This is a genomic window from Sphingomonas sp. NPDC079357 (genome assembly GCF_044901155.1).
Taxonomy (GTDB): domain Bacteria; phylum Pseudomonadota; class Alphaproteobacteria; order Sphingomonadales; family Sphingomonadaceae; genus Sphingomonas.
In genome coordinates, this window is record NZ_JBJDOM010000004.1 from 55,703 (window position 1) to 70,845 (window position 15,143).

General features: G+C 58.2%; 12 protein-coding genes. 3 read left to right on the forward strand and 9 right to left on the reverse strand.

The window, feature by feature from the left end:
- Window positions 1-6: 6 nt before the first annotated feature.
- Window positions 7-1,020, reverse strand: coding sequence for an EpsG family protein (locus ACI2JO_RS13370; protein ID WP_404721190.1), 1,014 nt, complete (start codon window positions 1,018-1,020; stop codon window positions 7-9).
- A gap of 147 nt (window positions 1,021-1,167) precedes the next feature.
- Window positions 1,168-2,556: a hypothetical protein gene (locus ACI2JO_RS13375; protein ID WP_404721191.1), complete on the reverse strand. Its 1,389-nt coding sequence runs from the start codon at window positions 2,554-2,556 to the stop codon at window positions 1,168-1,170.
- Window positions 2,557-2,824: 268 nt separating this feature from the next.
- On the opposite strand from ACI2JO_RS13375, the gene ACI2JO_RS13380 reads away from it, so the two are divergent.
- Together ACI2JO_RS13380 and ACI2JO_RS13385 are read left to right on the forward strand one after the other, a co-directional pair.
- Complete coding sequence (locus tag ACI2JO_RS13380) at window positions 2,825-3,958, forward strand: glycosyltransferase (RefSeq protein ID WP_404721192.1); 1,134 nt, start codon at window positions 2,825-2,827, stop codon at window positions 3,956-3,958.
- Between the two features lie 70 nt (window positions 3,959-4,028).
- A complete protein-coding gene (locus ACI2JO_RS13385; protein WP_404721193.1) occupies window positions 4,029-5,111 on the forward strand; it encodes a glycosyltransferase in 1,083 nt (360 codons plus the stop codon).
- A gap of 33 nt (window positions 5,112-5,144) precedes the next feature.
- Here the strand turns inward: ACI2JO_RS13385 and ACI2JO_RS13390 are convergent, their stop codons facing one another.
- The 3 genes from ACI2JO_RS13390 to wecB form a co-directional block, all read right to left on the reverse strand.
- Window positions 5,145-6,737: a hypothetical protein gene (locus ACI2JO_RS13390; protein WP_404721194.1), complete on the reverse strand. Its 1,593-nt coding sequence runs from the start codon at window positions 6,735-6,737 to the stop codon at window positions 5,145-5,147.
- Between the two features lie 55 nt (window positions 6,738-6,792).
- Window positions 6,793-8,058, reverse strand: a complete 1,266-nt coding sequence (locus ACI2JO_RS13395) for a sugar transferase (protein WP_404721195.1) — start codon at window positions 8,056-8,058, stop codon at window positions 6,793-6,795.
- A gap of 99 nt (window positions 8,059-8,157) precedes the next feature.
- Window positions 8,158-9,279: a non-hydrolyzing UDP-N-acetylglucosamine 2-epimerase gene (wecB, locus tag ACI2JO_RS13400; RefSeq protein ID WP_404721196.1), complete on the reverse strand. Its 1,122-nt coding sequence runs from the start codon at window positions 9,277-9,279 to the stop codon at window positions 8,158-8,160.
- 26 nt (window positions 9,280-9,305) lie between these two features.
- On the opposite strand from wecB, the gene ACI2JO_RS13405 reads away from it, so the two are divergent.
- Window positions 9,306-9,476 (forward strand): hypothetical protein, encoded by a 171-nt coding sequence (locus tag ACI2JO_RS13405; RefSeq protein ID WP_404721197.1) that lies wholly within the window; start codon window positions 9,306-9,308, stop codon window positions 9,474-9,476.
- A gap of 273 nt (window positions 9,477-9,749) precedes the next feature.
- On the opposite strand, the gene ACI2JO_RS13410 is transcribed toward ACI2JO_RS13405, so the two are convergent.
- The 4 genes from ACI2JO_RS13410 to ACI2JO_RS13425 are packed head-to-tail and all read right to left on the reverse strand — an operon-like array spanning window position 9,750 to window position 15,136.
- A complete protein-coding gene (locus ACI2JO_RS13410; protein ID WP_404721198.1) occupies window positions 9,750-10,994 on the reverse strand; it encodes a hypothetical protein in 1,245 nt (414 codons plus the stop codon).
- Entirely contained in the window at window positions 10,991-13,195 is a 2,205-nt protein-coding gene (locus ACI2JO_RS13415) for a GumC family protein (RefSeq protein ID WP_404721199.1), read from the reverse strand. Before ACI2JO_RS13415 ends, ACI2JO_RS13410 begins: the two co-directional genes overlap by 4 nt.
- Window positions 13,196-13,203: 8 nt before the next feature.
- Window positions 13,204-13,911 carry a polysaccharide biosynthesis/export family protein gene (locus ACI2JO_RS13420; protein ID WP_404721200.1) on the reverse strand — a complete coding sequence of 236 codons (708 nt, stop codon included), beginning with the start codon at window positions 13,909-13,911 and terminating at the stop codon, window positions 13,204-13,206.
- 37 nt (window positions 13,912-13,948) lie between these two features.
- The gene (locus ACI2JO_RS13425) at window positions 13,949-15,136 is read right to left on the reverse strand and encodes an O-antigen ligase family protein (protein WP_404721201.1); all 1,188 of its coding nucleotides are present in this window, start codon (window positions 15,134-15,136) and stop codon (window positions 13,949-13,951) included.
- Between the last annotated feature and the right edge of the window lie 7 nt (window positions 15,137-15,143).

Consider the following 15,143-nt stretch of genomic DNA (forward strand, 5'->3'; position numbering starts at 1 on the left):
GACCGGTCAGATCCACTTTATCCAAATGGCGTTCTCATATGGGATCCAGAATTCGGAGAACGTGGCAAAGAGCAGCCAGATCGCCAACTGCGCACCGTAAGCCACCATGATGATCGCCGTGAACGGAAGTTCGAGCGCTCTCGCCTTCCGATACAGGAATTCTGCAAGACCCACATAAGCCACACTTTGAAATGGCACTAGAAGGATTCCAATTCTGTCGAGAATTGTTCTCGATGGAAAAACAAAGTATAGTGGGAATAACATGAGCATTAATACGCACATGTTCCGATATAACGCAAACTTGTGCTCAAATATCGATACACGATCGCCATTCAAGAAAAACGCCGCACCCGCGATCGCCCCGACGGCTATTCGCGGCAAGGCACCGGATGAATCGATATCTCCTTCGAGGTACAAGGCAAGTGTTTCGCCTAGGCCCCGAGAGACGACCAGCACGACGACGGCTGCGGCAATTGCCCCTCCTACGACGATGGTTATCCAACGATTGTGCGCCGCCGCCAGAATAAAGGCAGGAAAAACCAAGATCGCTGATTTATGGAAAAGGACGGAAAGGCACAGCCAGGCCACCCACTTCCAGTGGATTGATCCGCGGAACGTGTGACATGCCATCATGATACAGCCGACGGCGACCGACTGGCGCGTGTATCCCATTGCCGTGATAATGATCAGCGTCGGCGTTGCCACCGCCAGTGCAAGGCCTGGTCGATGCAACGATCGACAGAATTGTATTAATCCGAATGAAAATATTCCTGCGCAGATGAGGTTCACGTCCCAGACCTGACCACCCAGACGTCCTACGATCCAGTTGATCAACGAATAGGCACTATCGCCTTGAGCAACTGCCTCAAGAAGTGGGGAGCGCACGTTATCCAAAAAGATAATCTCGTACGTTACCCAGTCAACACCAATTTGGTATCGATATCCCACAAAAAACGATATGAAAGCGAACGCAACCACAGGTATAACAATCTGGTCTTTACGAGACCAGATCTTAAGCATCGCTATCGTGGCGAATGAGAGAAATATCGCTATGTAAACAAGCAACTCTAATTTCCTTACCGATCTTCTCTCACGAAGAGACCCGCCAATAAGCCCTGGATCGATGCCGAGTACGCCGAAATACTGTAAATGCTTACTATACAGCCACTATTCAATGCGGCCAAATCCGCGCCAGGTTCCCGGCGAGCCCGACTGGATGCAGACCCATCCGACAAAGCCCTTTGCGGTCGGCTCGTCATTGAGCCATAAGGCGCCCTTTGCATAGGCTCCATTGACCGGGGGACGGGAACCAGCACCAACGATGCCGGACCGCCCTGTATCGCCTAGGGCAAAGCCCGCTGGCAGGAAAACGCGATTAGGGTCAACGTTGCCGGTGACCGCCTTGACCGGCAGTCGGAGCACTGGGGTCTCCCCGTTCAGAAGATCCAGATAATTCGACGAAAGCCGCTTAACGAGGCGTACCTGTTGCCCGTCCGCGTTGCTGAGCTCCACACCCGCGCCCGAAAGTCGCAAGTAATCGCCGGCCTTTCCCGTAACAGCGACAGTAGGATCCGGTCCAATTACCAGACCTGCCGGTGAAAATAGCTCACCGGTGGGTAGAGATGCCAGCAATGCGGGGCAATAACCGTTCGTATGCCCTAGCGGACCGATCACAATATTTCTCGGATTAAGATCGTACTTCTGACCCGGCTCCGCGTAACAGCCCACATACACACTGTGGTTTGGAAGATCGTGGTTGGAGACGAAGCCGCCCTTGCCATTACCATCGACTTCAGCGGCAATATAACTATTGCCAAGAAGACTGTTATCGTAAAACCCTACACCCCGGTTGTTAAAGGCACGCACGCCCATGAACAAACACGCGTTGGCGTTATTGCCATGTGCGGAAAATCCGTTTTGCCCGTTCAGGTAAGCCGAGCAATTGAGAAAGCTGCTGCCATTCGCATTGCCTTTGACGTGATCGCTCTCCGCCTCGATACGAAATCCGTCCTGTGGGAACGCGTGCACATCCACCTCCGATAGGTAGACGGGTGAGCTGATGAGCAAGCCATGAAGGCCTGCGTCCCCTTTTCCTGCCCAATGAGCCGAAAATCCGGAGAGTATGCTGCGCTGCGCTCCCTTGTTGCCGTGCAGCTCCGCACTCGAGGTATGCGGTAACAAAATCGCCGCTCGCTGATTGCCGATCGCATCGTAAGCGCCGTTGTCAAAAAGAAGCTTCGTGTCCTCCTTGGTGCCGCCCACCAGCATGACAGGCTTGTCGAAACGCAAGGAGCCCGCCAGCCTGTAAGTACGACCGGGCGCCAGCTGGATCGCCGTTCCTGGGACGACCGTGTCGAGCGCTCTTTGAAAAGCCGCCAGGTCGTCGTCGCTGCCGTTTCCGGTTGCGCCGAACGCCTCGATCGTCACGCGCGCTGACATTGCCGGACCATCAGCGACGGGCGGCGCAGCGGCAGATTTGCCGACCGCCGCACCGCCCACCGCTACACTCGCCAATGACGCCAAGACACTGCGGCGATCGTCCCGAAACTCGTCCATCCACCACCTCGCACGTGGACACGCACACGCCTTGGCGCTCTGCGGATGGATCAACCTTGACGCAAGGTGGAAATTGTACCGCGCCTGTCGCCCGCCCAGGTCGCACGGCTGATGATCTCGACCGAGCACAACGCGGGAAGAAGCGCGGTTGCCGTCCGGCGGTGGTGGAGCTACATTCTTGAAAGTTGCGAGTTCTTACACTTATGCGTTCCAATGCACATGCATGTACCCGAAAGCATTTTTCGATCCGGAAGACTACAGGTAGCTCATGAAATCGATAGTTTTCCTGTGCGATGATGCACGAGAGGTCGGCGGTGTCCAGCGTGTTCTCGCTACCCTTGCTCACGAGTTTTCACGTCGTGGATATCACGTCGTTATCTTGTCGCTCGCTGAGCGGGCAGCCGGTGGGTTTGATTATGGCAATGCCGAGATAGGGGCTCTCTTCACAGAGAGCCGTCTTCACCGATTCCTGCAACGACCAGCGCTTGGGAACCTGCACTTGCGGGGTCGCAGACTCTTTAGATTGAGATCGATCGCCTACCGGCGAGCACAAACAAAGCTGCGCAATCTCGTCGACCGATTGCGTCCCGACGCGATCATCGTTTTTGACACCTTGATGGCGGAGATTGCCACCGAGGCGCATCTTAAAGACAGCAAAATCATCGTTCAATTTCACAATAGCTTTGCCTCGATTGCCGATGGACGCGTTATCTCGGCCCTGCGTCGCGTGAGCGGCAGGGCGTCTGCGTTCCTGGCGTTGACGGAGGAGGATGCTGAGCAGTTCGACCGAGCTGGCGTTGCCCGTGCCACAGCCATGCCCAACCCGGTAAGCTTCTATCCCGCGGCGGTCCCGGACGTGGAGGATCGCGAACGCCGCGTCGTTGCGATCGGTCGGCTTCACCCGCAGAAGGACTTCACGATGCTCGTCGAAGCGTGGGCGACCGCGGAGCGACCAGCGGGATGGCACCTCGACATTTATGGCGAAGGCTTCGAGCGGAGCGCGATCCAGGACGCGATCGAACGTCATCAGCTGACGCACAGCGTCACCCTTCATTCCCCCAGCCGGGAAGTCGAGGCGCTGCTATCACGTGCCGCCATTTTCGCCCTCTCCTCACGCTACGAAGGCTTGTGCATGGTGGCCCTGGAGGCATTGGCATGTGGGTTGCCCATCGTCAGCACCCGATCAGGCCCAGGCACAACCCAATTGGTCGAGAATTGCGGCCTGCTCTCCGAAATCGGTGATGTTCACGGCTTTGCTGCCAATCTGACCAGATTGATGAACGAGCCGGAGCTGCGACGCATGTTCTCGACAGCAGGCAGGATGAAGGCGCGCCAGTACGATGTCGACGAAACAGTGACGCGATGGCAAAGGTTGATATATGACCTTCCCTACGCCTGCTGATCCGTTCACCGCCGTCGGCGTCTTACTTATTCGTTCTATCCCATTGCGACGGGATTCTCGATCAACCAAGATGGTGACCGCCTATCGTGATCGCGGCTATCATGTCACGCCGGTGACATGGTCGCGCGGCGAGGCCGCCGACGCCGATGAGGGTTTCGTCTGCACGGTTCGAGCCGGCTATGGCGACCAACTGAAGAGCCTTTCCGCGCGCCTGAAATGGATGGCGTTCATCGCGCTTACGATGATCAAGACGCGGAAACGGTATCGGGTTATTCACACCGTCGACCTCGACACGGCGATCGTCTCGGTACCGCTCGCGCTTATCCTTCGTAAGAAGGTAGTATATGATGCCTTTGACAGCATCTCGGCCATCCTGGGTGCTGGCCACCTCGCCACAATCCTGAAAAAGATCGAGCGCTTTCTCATCGCGCGATCTGACGTGGCGATCTTCCCCGATCCGGTTCGGCTGGATCAGTACGGCATTTGCAAGCGCGACAACGTCGCCATCGTCAGCAATATTCCAGACACCGACATCGCTCCGGTCGCGATGGATACCGGACACGCCGCCCGCCCCGATAATCATCGCCTTCGATGCGTTTACGTAGGAACGCTTGAAGCGCATCATCGCGGCTTGGAATATATCGCGGAAATCTGCCGAGCGCTTCCCGACCATGTCGAATTTGTGATCGGCGGTACCGGCCAGATCGAGCGTCAGCTCATCGAAGAATCAGAGTGTGTCGAAAACCTCAGCTATTTGGGGCGGATGGATTATGCAGATGCGATTGCACTCATGACATCCGCTGACCTTTTATATGCCCCATACCTACTGTCGGCGCCGGCCCATAGGTTTGCTTCGCCAAACAAGATCTTTGAGCATTATATGCTTGGGAAGGCGCTTTTTACCAACTCGGGCATTCCGCCGGCGGCGATGGCGAAACAATCCGCATCGGGCTTCTTCTTTGATGGAACGTTGAAGTCGGCAATTGCCACCTTGTCGGCTATCGACAAGGCCGATTGTATGGATGCTGGACAGCGAGCCCGCCGCTTCTGGGACAATCACTATTCCAATCTTCGCGCACGCCAGCTTGATGGCTTTTTTGCCAAGGCTGCGGGCTTCGGGCCGAACAAACCCACATCGATCGCGCATGGGTGACGGTAAGGACGCCGCGCATGCTGACCATACCGTCTATCTCTCCGGTCGCTTGGCGAGAAACACGCTAGCATTGGTCAGCCGCGTCCATGCGGCATGGGCAATCGACTGCAACTCGCGTCGATCTGCCCGGCCGAGCGAAAATCGCCACAGGAATCCCAATGCGAAGCCGCAGCAAACGGCCGCGGTAACGATGGACGCCGCATAGGGCGAGAAAGCATCAAAACCGACGCATGAGGCAATGACTGCCGGTGCGGTCGCCATAGCGGGAAGCAGAATGCCAAACCGAAGATAGCGTCGCCGGGAGACGTTCACTGAGTCAATCAGGCGGACGCTTACCGTAAGATGGGCGATGACCCCGGCGAGTGCACCGGCCAGGCCAGCAACCGCAACACCCCAAGCGCCATACGACCTCACCAGAACGAGCGACAACACCGCCGTTGTCGTTCCTTCGACCAAAATCGCGGGCACCGTTCGAAGTTGCTCCCCTGTGCCGGCAACGGCCACCCGGTAGGGATGCATCGTGAGACCGATGAATTGCGCCAAGACGAGCGGGATTGCCAAGGGCAACACTTCCTTCGCCATCGCCGGACCTACCCACAGCCCGAGAAAAGCCGGGGCGATCGCCACCAATCCGCTCGTGATGCAGGCGAGCGAAATACTGGACAGAGATGCCAGCTTCAACAGCAGGCTTTCCATCAAGTCCGGGTCATTAGAGCGGCTGCGCTCCGACATTCTCGGAAGAACCACCCAAAGTATCGCCGACTGCGGTATCAAAAGCAGATTTGCATAGATCGCCGCCAGCGCGTACCTTGCTACTCCTCCGAAGTCATATGTGGTGATGATTGGTATTGCCACTCCAACGAGTAGAACAGAACAAACCGCTAGAAGAAAGCTCGACCCGGAATATGCGCCAAAGCTTCTGACGATATCGCTGCGCGCCGATCGCAGATCAACGCGATTTACCTCTCTTAGAGATCGCCAGCTGCGAATATAATAGATCACTGTGACGACTATTCCAGCCACGAAGCAGCCAGCAAGCGAGACGATGCCTCCACCCAGCTTTACGGCCACGACCATCAAGCCAACCGACACGATCTTGGCCATGACGGTCGCGATGGTGACGTTACCGGATCGCTCCAAACCCAGAAAAGTACCTAACATCGCCGTAAACGGGAGCGACGCGGCCAGACCAAGTAGCATAATGGTTGCAGAGACACGGGCCTGCCCCGCCAAAGCGTCCGGGATCGCCGGAAACAGAGCGTCGATCGATAAAGTGCCCCACAAAGCCGGGCCGATCAGAAGAGCTGTCAACGCCAACAGGAAGAGCATGACGCTGGCGATCGTGTCGTTCAATTCCGCCCGGTCGCCGCTTGCCGCCGACCTCGCGATAAACCGCGCCGCAGCGGTCTGAATATGTATATCGATCATCGAGTAGTAAGCCGCGATCTGCAACACGATTGTCCATGTCGCATAGCTTTCCTTGCCAAGATCCCTGATAATCAAGGGGGGAATGGCAAGTAGCGCAAGCCAATTGACGCCGTAGCGCAGGAGCGTCCACACCGCGTTCGTTGCGATACGCGCGTTTCCTGGCGCGTGGCCCGGCCCTCTATCGCTTTCCGCCGACATTCTTCTATCTACTTCCACATTAGCGAGAGGCGCTCGCCGCAGCAATCACGCGCGATTACTTTGCACCATGACCCGAAATCATTGTCATTATCGTTCTCAAAACGATAAGCATGTCGATCCAAGGCGAAAGATGCCTGATATAGTAAAAGTCGTAGTGAAGTTTTGTCGTCACATCCTCAACATTAGTGACATGGCCCTGATTAATTTGGGCCCAACCCGTCACTCCGGGCATCACGATATGCCGGTAACGATAGAACGGTATCTCCTTCTCGTACCAGGCCGAGAGGACCGCAGCCTCCGGCCTCGGACCAATGAGGCTCATTTCTCCGCGCAGAATGTTGATCAGCTGCGGAAGTTCGTCAATCCGCGTCTTGCGGAGAAAGCGGCCGATCCTGGTGATACGCACGTCATCCGTTTGCGTCATCGCGGCCGACCGACTGTCGGGATCCGACGAAGCGACGTGCATCGTACGAAACTTCTGCACGACAAAAGGCCGCCCGCGAAAGCCGATGCGAGTTTGTCGAAAGATTGCCGGGCCTGGCGAGTCCATCCTGATGATCACAGCGACCGCGATCATGATCGGGAAGGCGATCAGAAGAATGAGACCAGCTATCAACGTGTCAATAATTCGCTTGCACAGAATGTAGAGGTATGGCGGTGCCAAAGTGCCGTAGCTGGTCTCGGCGAGATGCTCGAGCTCCACCATCCCCGTCAGAGATTCTCGCAGATGCTTGATATGATAGACTGGCACTCCGACCAACGCGAGTTCGGTAATCCTGCGCTCCCACGCGTCGGACAGGTCGGCGCGCAGATCGACAGTGACGGCATCGACGTCGATAATCGGCTCAGCAGGATCCGAAACGGTGATCCACGCGATATTCGATGCTGCGAAACGCCGCGCCGTTCCCTGCTCAAGAATGGCGATGCGCATCTGGCGCCGCGCTGATCCGGCGACCTGCTCAGTAAACAACAACGATACGCAAAGAAGGTAGTTTCCGATCAACACCGCACGTACATAGTCGATGCGACCGAACAAGAACGTGGCAGCAATAGCGCCATAGATCAACGAGGTGATTGATAGAATGGAGGATACTGCCTCCGTGCCCGGATACCGTATGAGGTTGCGCAGCGAGAAAACACTGGCGAGCCCTCCACATATCGCGGCAACCAACGTAACGTGAAGACCGGTAAAATCCTGCTGTTGCTGATCGATGAACAGTAATCGGACGAGGTACGGCAGGATTGCACTGATCAGGACGGCACAAATTTGATTACGCAGCGAATGGCGGATCCGCCGGCTCTGGACAGGTTGGGACGACATCGTGATTTCCTAGGCCCGAAGAGCTTCGCACGGACCGTTGAGCGCATTCATGCTCCCGATGCCGCGCTATCATGCGCCATCAGTTCAGCCCGCTGCAGGTCACGCAGCGTCGGCGAGCAGGTCGGCGATCCGCAAAGCGGATTGTCCGTCACCAAACGGATTATGAGCGCGCGCCATCGCGGCATAGGCTTCAGCATTGTCCAAAAGCTCGGTCAGGCCGGCCACGATCTGCTCGGTTTTCGCCCCGACCAGCTTTGCCGTACCGGCCACCACGCCCTCGGGACGCTCCGTGGTCTCGCGCATGACCAAAACCGGTTTGCCCAACGCCGGAGCCTCCTCCTGCACGCCGCCCGAGTCCGTGAGCACAATATGCGCCTCGGATAGTGCGCTGACAAAGCTTGGATAATCCAGCGGTGCGACCCGCAGGACATTTTCGTGATCCCCCAGCATCTGTTCCATGACCGCAGTCACCCCGGGATTGGGATGGACCGGAAACAGAACTGCGAGATCGTCGCGTCGTGCGATCTGTGCAACAGCTTCAGCAATCTGCCGCATGCCATCGCCGAAATTCTCACGTCGATGCGTCGTCACCAAAACGATCCTGCGTCCAGCCACCCGCTCACGCAGCGTTTCAAAGCCTGCAGCCAACGACGGCTGCGCCGCGATGCGCGCCTTCGTTGCATGCAAGGCATCGATGACCGTGTTGCCCGTCACATGGACACCGTGCGTGATCCCCTCGCGGCGCAACGCAGCCGCAGCAGTCTCAGTCGGCGCGAAATGAAAATCGGCGATCGGAGCGATCATCCGGCGGTTCACCTCTTCCGGCCAGGGATGGTAGATATCACCCGAGCGCAGCCCCGCCTCGACATGTGCGACGGGGATTTTGCGGTAATAAGCGGCCATCGCGCCGACCAGCGCCGTCGCGGTATCGCCCTGAACGATCACCCGGTCGATCGGCTCCTTATCAAGAACGGCACCGACCCCCGTCAACAACCTGGCGGTCAGTCGATCAAGGCTCTGGTTCGGCTCCATGATGTCGAGGTCGTGATCGGGTATGATACCCGCCACATCGAGTACCTGATCCAGAAGCCCACGATGCTGGGCGGTAACACAGGTCCTGACCTCTATCCCGGGTCGGGTTGCGAGCGCACGCACGACCGGAAACAGCTTTATGGCCTCGGGACGAGTTCCGAACACGATCAGAATGCGATGCGATGTCATGATAGCGCCTTAAAGGAGGCCGCTGGATGCTCGCAACCGCGATTGTGCGCCAGCCGCCGGATCAATGGATTACTCGCAAGCGTTTCGTGATCTTCACGGTCTCGGTCGAAATCGCGGTCAACTTAACATTCTTCTTCAGCGCCTGGTACGCTGTGAAGATTTTATCTGATCCGCTGCGACTTGTAACGATGAGGTAGAGTTTGAGCTCGGATTATAGAACCTGTCCAAGCGATTACGAAGCCTGCTCTCGATCCGATTGGTTATACGTGTCGATAGGCGGCTTGTCGGATCGAGTTGCGCGGAGGGCGTTAAGGATTGCCGCTGCCCCACTTGCCCGTTCGCGGTATCGATGGCGCGTCCCGCTGCTTCGTTCTGCGCAAATGCAGACGTGGCGCCCACCAGACCTGCCGCAACACCGGTGCTGACAACAAGTCTGCGCAGGAAATGCAATTCGGACCGACGCGCGGGCATCATTTCTCTCCGCCATGCTGCTGCGCAGAGACAAGCCGGACCTGAACAATACGACCGGAAACGCCACCGATCGCGTCGGAAGGCCGGGTGACGAGCTGAAGAAGCTGTAACGGGCAATTCTGCGGTACGGTGAAGTAGCCCTCGAAATCTTTGGCGCCCTCGGACGGCGTGAGATCAAAACGGCCAAATTCAGCCTTGGTTGCCTGACAGCTCAACGTCCAATAAGGTCGCGAGCCTTCCGCTGCTGTAAGATCCTGGCTGATGCCCTTCAGCCTATACCGTCCAGCAGGCAATAACAGGCTCTGCTCCAGCACCGGACCGCCAGCGCCCGACGCGACAGCGAAGTCGAACACACCTTGTTTGCCATTGGGCTGTATGGAACTGTTGATCCCAACATCATTACGCGGGCGCCAATCAAATACCGACCGACTATCGAGCGCAGCGACAAATGTTGGATCATGTGACTCATTGCGCTTCGCACCCGGCCGGATCATGCGATAGTAGGACCATGCCTGGTCAAACTTGCCTGCTTCCACAAGGCCATCCACAGCTGCCCGCTGCGCATTTGGCGATACCACCACCGATGCACGGGCAAGCGCAATGAACAAGTCGGCGATGGATTGCGGATCGGGACCATGCCCCGCGACATAATCGACGAAGAACCCGTTCCATGCCGGCTTGGCCGCCAGGGTCCGCACCACGGCACTCCTGATCTGCGGATCGGCAATGGCCGCCGCAAGAACCGGGAAAAGCAAGTCCGGCGCATAGCGCGAGGTACGTAGCGCTATATCATAGTGACGCAGCGCTCCTGCAACATCGCCACGCGAGACCGAGTCCTCGATCGCCCACAATTGCGACTGCAAGTCGCGACGGCTGAGCACCATGGCATAGTTAAATGCGCGGCGGGCTCCCCGCATGTTGCCACGCAACTGCGCCTCGATCCCCAGCGCCGAAGCCGCCGCGACTGCGGTCGGATCCTGCTTCAATGCTGTGGCGGCCAATCGCCCCGCCCGGCGAAGTCCGGGAACATCCGGGTTCGTTGTCGAGGCCAGCGTCAACGCATATTGCCCTGTGATCCGCCCATCGCTCCTCGCAAGCGTATGTGCACGGGCTGGATCCTTACCGCGGATTACGTAACCGAATGACGACGTGATCGAAACGATACCGGCAACCGCCGCGATCATCGCCAGTGCGACGCGCACCATCCATTCGACGGGAGAGCGCTGTGCACGGCGACGTCTCATTTGGCGTCACCTCGGCCATAGCCATAGCCATATTCATAGCCATAACCATAATGCGCCTTGCGCGCCTCGAACTTGGTCAACACACCACCGATGATCCGCGCATTCGCACTTACCAGGCGAGTCAACGCCGTTTTGACCATGCTCGAGCGGATGCCATGTGACTCCACCGCGTAAATAACGCCTTCGACCCGGCTGGCGATGAGCGGAGCGTCGGCCAGCCCCATCACCGGCGGGGAGTCGATCACCACGTGATCGTAGGACTCCAGCAGCCTTTCGATCAACGTCCGCAGCCGGGTTCCCGTCAATAGTTCGGCAGCGTTCGGCGGGATCGGCCCTGCGGTCATTGCCATAAAGCCCAATTCGGTCATTTCGAACACCAGGTCTTCGATCGTGTCGTGGCCGGTCAGGAAGTTGCTGAGACCCCGGTCATGGTTGACCCCGCCGAGATGATGGATCGACGGCGAGCGCATGTCGCCATCCACCAGGATCACCCGACGCTGGCCGCGCGCCAGCGTTGTCGCCAACGCCAGTGCGGTCGTCGATTTTCCTTCGGCCGGCCGGGTCGACGTGACGGAAAAGGATCTCGGCACGCCGTTTTCGGTCGTGAAGGCGAGGTTCGTCTGGACGGCAAGATAGGCATCCACCAAGTCCGACTTCCGGTCCTGCAAAGCATCCTTGGGCGTCCCCGACGTGATTTTCGGTATCGACCCTAGGAACGGCAACCCCAGCCGGCGCTCAACCTCAGCCGGATCAGCGATTGCCTCATCGATCTGCTCAAGACCCAATGCGACCAGCGCCCCAAGACTAAGGCCAACGAATATTGCCGCCGCGAGGTTCAGCAGAAGTCGCGGACTGGACGGCCGCTGGGGCACCTCAGCAGCGTCGACGATCGAGACATTGTTGACGCCGACGCCGCCAGCGATCCCAATCTCTTTGTAACGCTGCAACAGACCGTCGTAGAGCGACCGGTTGGTATCGACTTCCTGCTGATAGATATTGTACTGAATGCTTCGGCGACGAAGATCCAGATAGCTTGTCTTAAGCTGATCGACCTTACCCTTTAGCGCGCGTTCACGCTCAACGGCCTGCCGATACCCAGCCTGCAGCGCTCCGGAAACCCGTTGCTCCTCACGCGTGATTGCACGGTCGATTTGGCCGATCTGGGACTGAATGGCTTGGGCGGCAGGATAGCCGGGTTCAAATTGCAACATCAGCCGCTGATAATCGGCGGCCAGTTCGGCGCGCCGCTGTCGGAGTGCGTTGATGGCCTGATTGCGCAATGCCTCCGGGGATGCCCCAGCCCGTCCCACCTGCTCATATTGCGCCTCTGCCTGGATACGGTCAGCCGTAGCCTGAGACAGCGAGGCATTCAGCGCGGCGAGATCGTCCGCGACGATCGATCGTTCCGACGTACTGCGCCCATCTCCAGACTGCGGGGGAAGATTGATGATGCGCTGCGACGAGGCGTAAGCGACGAGCTGCCGCTGTGATTCATCCAGACGCTCCTTGAGCTGCGACAGCTGCCGCTGGAGAAGATTGCGTCCGTAAGACGTCGCCTGGACCTTGCGCTCCAAGTTGGTTTCGATGAAATTCTCTGCCCAGGCGTTTGCGACTTTCGCCGAAAGATCCGGTACCGGGCTGGTGAACCGGATAACCACCAGGCGTGACAGCCGGGCCGGCGAAATCTTCAAATGATCAAGCAGGATCTCACCGGCACGGCGCTGCCGTGCACTGCGTCCCGATGCCGGGTACCGGCCGCTTATCGTCTGAAATTCAGGATCGCTGTCCGAAACACCGAACGCTTCAAAAAATTTGGGATCGTCAATCAGCTTCAATTGCGCAGCCACGCGCTCGGACAAGGCACGCGATTCCAGTAGCCCGTATTGCGTTTGATAGAACTCCTGATCCCCAACGCTAGCATCGCGGGCGACACCCTGCAGATCGGTGACCTTGTTCGCCTCTCGCGCAATTTCGAGAGTAACTTCGGCCGTATATTTCGGCGTCATCAGCAACGTGATGATCAGGCCAAGCAAAATACACGCGGCGGTAATGCCCAGAATTATGTAACGCCACCGGGCCGCAATCCGTAGGTACTGACGGATGATCGGAAGTCGATCGCCTTCAAAGGTTTGCGGATTGGCTGAATTGGGACGGGCTGCGACAATGCCGCCAGGCAGGCGATTTGACGTAAGACTGTTCATATAGCTGCCTATTGCAAAATCGCGATGAGCGGGGCTGCGATCAGTGGCGTGGCCGAGACAAGGTCACGGAACAGGCGACGCTGCGGTGAATCGCCGACGATGATCACGTCGTTGGCATAGATGGACGGGTCATCGTAGGCGCCCCGTCGGATCGCAGCAACGTTGTACAGTCCCGCCATTTTCTTCCCGTCGACTGTGCGGAGGATCACCACATCGTCTTCACGGGCATATTCGGAAAAGCCCTTTGCGGACGCGATGGCTCGCATAAGGGTCATTTGGTTGGTGACAGGGTAAAGCCCGGGTTCGACCACTTGGCCATCGATGGTGACGACCTGGCTGACCGAAGTCTTGATGTTGATCGTCACTTCGGGCTTCCGAACGTACCGCGCACGCAGGGCGGCCTCGATCGTCCCGGCCAATTCCGTCGCGGTTCGGCCACGCGCGTCGATCATGCCGACAAGTGGCATGGTGATACGTCCACTTGAGTCCACCTGGATCTCGCGGCTGAGTTCGGGCACGTTGAACACATCGACCTGGATGGTGTCGAGCGGGCCGATCAGTGCCGGCCGGTCGGCCGCCACCAAGTCCGTCCGTACCGGTGCCGGCAGGGCAGTGCTCTCCACCACCGTGAGGCTCGACGTGCTTTGCAGGGGCATCCGACCACCGCAAGCAGAGAGAGAGAGCGCCATCAGGCCGACGATGAAATTCTTACGCATGCGATTATATGATCCAGGCCGACAGCTCGCGGCGGCGCTATAGATGGTGCTCGTCGCCGGGTAAAGCTGAGCCACGGACCGAACTGCGGCTCCCGATGCTCAACCAAGTCGCCGCCATGATCAACAGCGCCATGATTATCGGTGTTCTCGCCGGATAATCGAAAAGGCTGGCAACCATGACCAGCAACACGATGGCAGAACCGACACGAGCCAACTGTGCATCCTCGTTCCTGCCGGCTCTCCAAGCAGCAATCGTTGCCCATCCCCACCAGATCACCGCCGCCAGCAGCAGCGCCAAGCCGAGCAATCCACCGTCAAGAGCGACCTCAAGCCAGTCGTTATGCGCGTGATTGAAATAGGTCAGTTTCAGCAAGGCAAAGGGTTCGTGGATGCGGAAGATGGGATCAAAGCTGCCAAAGCCGGTTCCGACGGGAAAATAGGTCCGGATCATCCCTAAAATGGTCGGCATGGCCCGATGCCGCATGTCCTGGCCGATTTCTACCGAAAACACACGATCGATCGCCACGGCTCGATCTGCGTTCACTGTCAGCAATACCGCGACTACAATCATGCCGACCGTGCCGACCGTCAGCGCAGGGAGCACCCATGACGGGCGATGCCTAAGCTCGCGGCGAATGCCGTCACGTGCCAGGAACAAGCCCAGCAAGATTGCCACGCCCCCCAGCAGCAGACCCGCACGCGATCCTGTCGCGATGATGGTCAGCACGAAAATCAGTACCAGACCAAGCGCGGCCGGCGCGCGCCAGCTCGCGCGACGGCGCCCGGAAAACGCCCACGCCGGACAGAGCAGACATCCCACCGCAAGCATCAGTGCAAAGTGATTGCGGTTCGCCATGGGTCCGCTGACCTGCCCGACCGAATCATTGATGAAGGGGTTGTTCAGACCGGCACCAGCGAATTGCAAAAGCCCCAAGAGCATCGAGCAGGTGATCAGGGCGACGAGCGTCGGAATGGCCCATCGACGCCCGATGTCACCGGCTTGCAACACCAGCACGAAGACGGCGACGGGGACGAGCAGCGAGGCCGCAGCATTGAAGGTGGCACCCGGAACAATCGCGAGCGGTCGCCATGGTTGGCTATCGCCACTCAATCGGGCCGCTTCAAGCAAAATACCTCGGCCCGGCAGGCCGCTCCACCATGCTGGCGGCAGTGGCACTAGCTGCAGCAATGGCAGAGCGATCGCGCAGGCCAGCAAAAGCGCCACCGGACGA

What these genes read in the sequence shown, in the direction of transcription:
- ACI2JO_RS13370 (WP_404721190.1), bottom strand. Translation starts at nt 1,020, where the DNA reads ATGCTTAAGATCTGGTCTCGTAAAGACCAGATTGTTATACCTGTGGTT.
- ACI2JO_RS13375 (WP_404721191.1), bottom strand. Translation starts at nt 2,556, where the DNA reads ATGGACGAGTTTCGGGACGATCGCCGCAGTGTCTTGGCGTCATTGGCG.
- ACI2JO_RS13380 (WP_404721192.1), top strand. Translation starts at nt 2,825, where the DNA reads ATGAAATCGATAGTTTTCCTGTGCGATGATGCACGAGAGGTCGGCGGT.
- ACI2JO_RS13385 (WP_404721193.1), top strand. Translation starts at nt 4,029, where the DNA reads ATGGTGACCGCCTATCGTGATCGCGGCTATCATGTCACGCCGGTGACA.
- ACI2JO_RS13390 (WP_404721194.1), bottom strand. Translation starts at nt 6,737, where the DNA reads ATGTCGGCGGAAAGCGATAGAGGGCCGGGCCACGCGCCAGGAAACGCG.
- ACI2JO_RS13395 (WP_404721195.1), bottom strand. Translation starts at nt 8,058, where the DNA reads ATGTCGTCCCAACCTGTCCAGAGCCGGCGGATCCGCCATTCGCTGCGT.
- wecB (WP_404721196.1), bottom strand. Translation starts at nt 9,279, where the DNA reads ATGACATCGCATCGCATTCTGATCGTGTTCGGAACTCGTCCCGAGGCC.
- ACI2JO_RS13405 (WP_404721197.1), top strand. Translation starts at nt 9,306, where the DNA reads ATGCTCGCAACCGCGATTGTGCGCCAGCCGCCGGATCAATGGATTACT.
- ACI2JO_RS13410 (WP_404721198.1), bottom strand. Translation starts at nt 10,994, where the DNA reads ATGAGACGTCGCCGTGCACAGCGCTCTCCCGTCGAATGGATGGTGCGC.
- ACI2JO_RS13415 (WP_404721199.1), bottom strand. Translation starts at nt 13,195, where the DNA reads ATGAACAGTCTTACGTCAAATCGCCTGCCTGGCGGCATTGTCGCAGCC.
- ACI2JO_RS13420 (WP_404721200.1), bottom strand. Translation starts at nt 13,911, where the DNA reads ATGCGTAAGAATTTCATCGTCGGCCTGATGGCGCTCTCTCTCTCTGCT.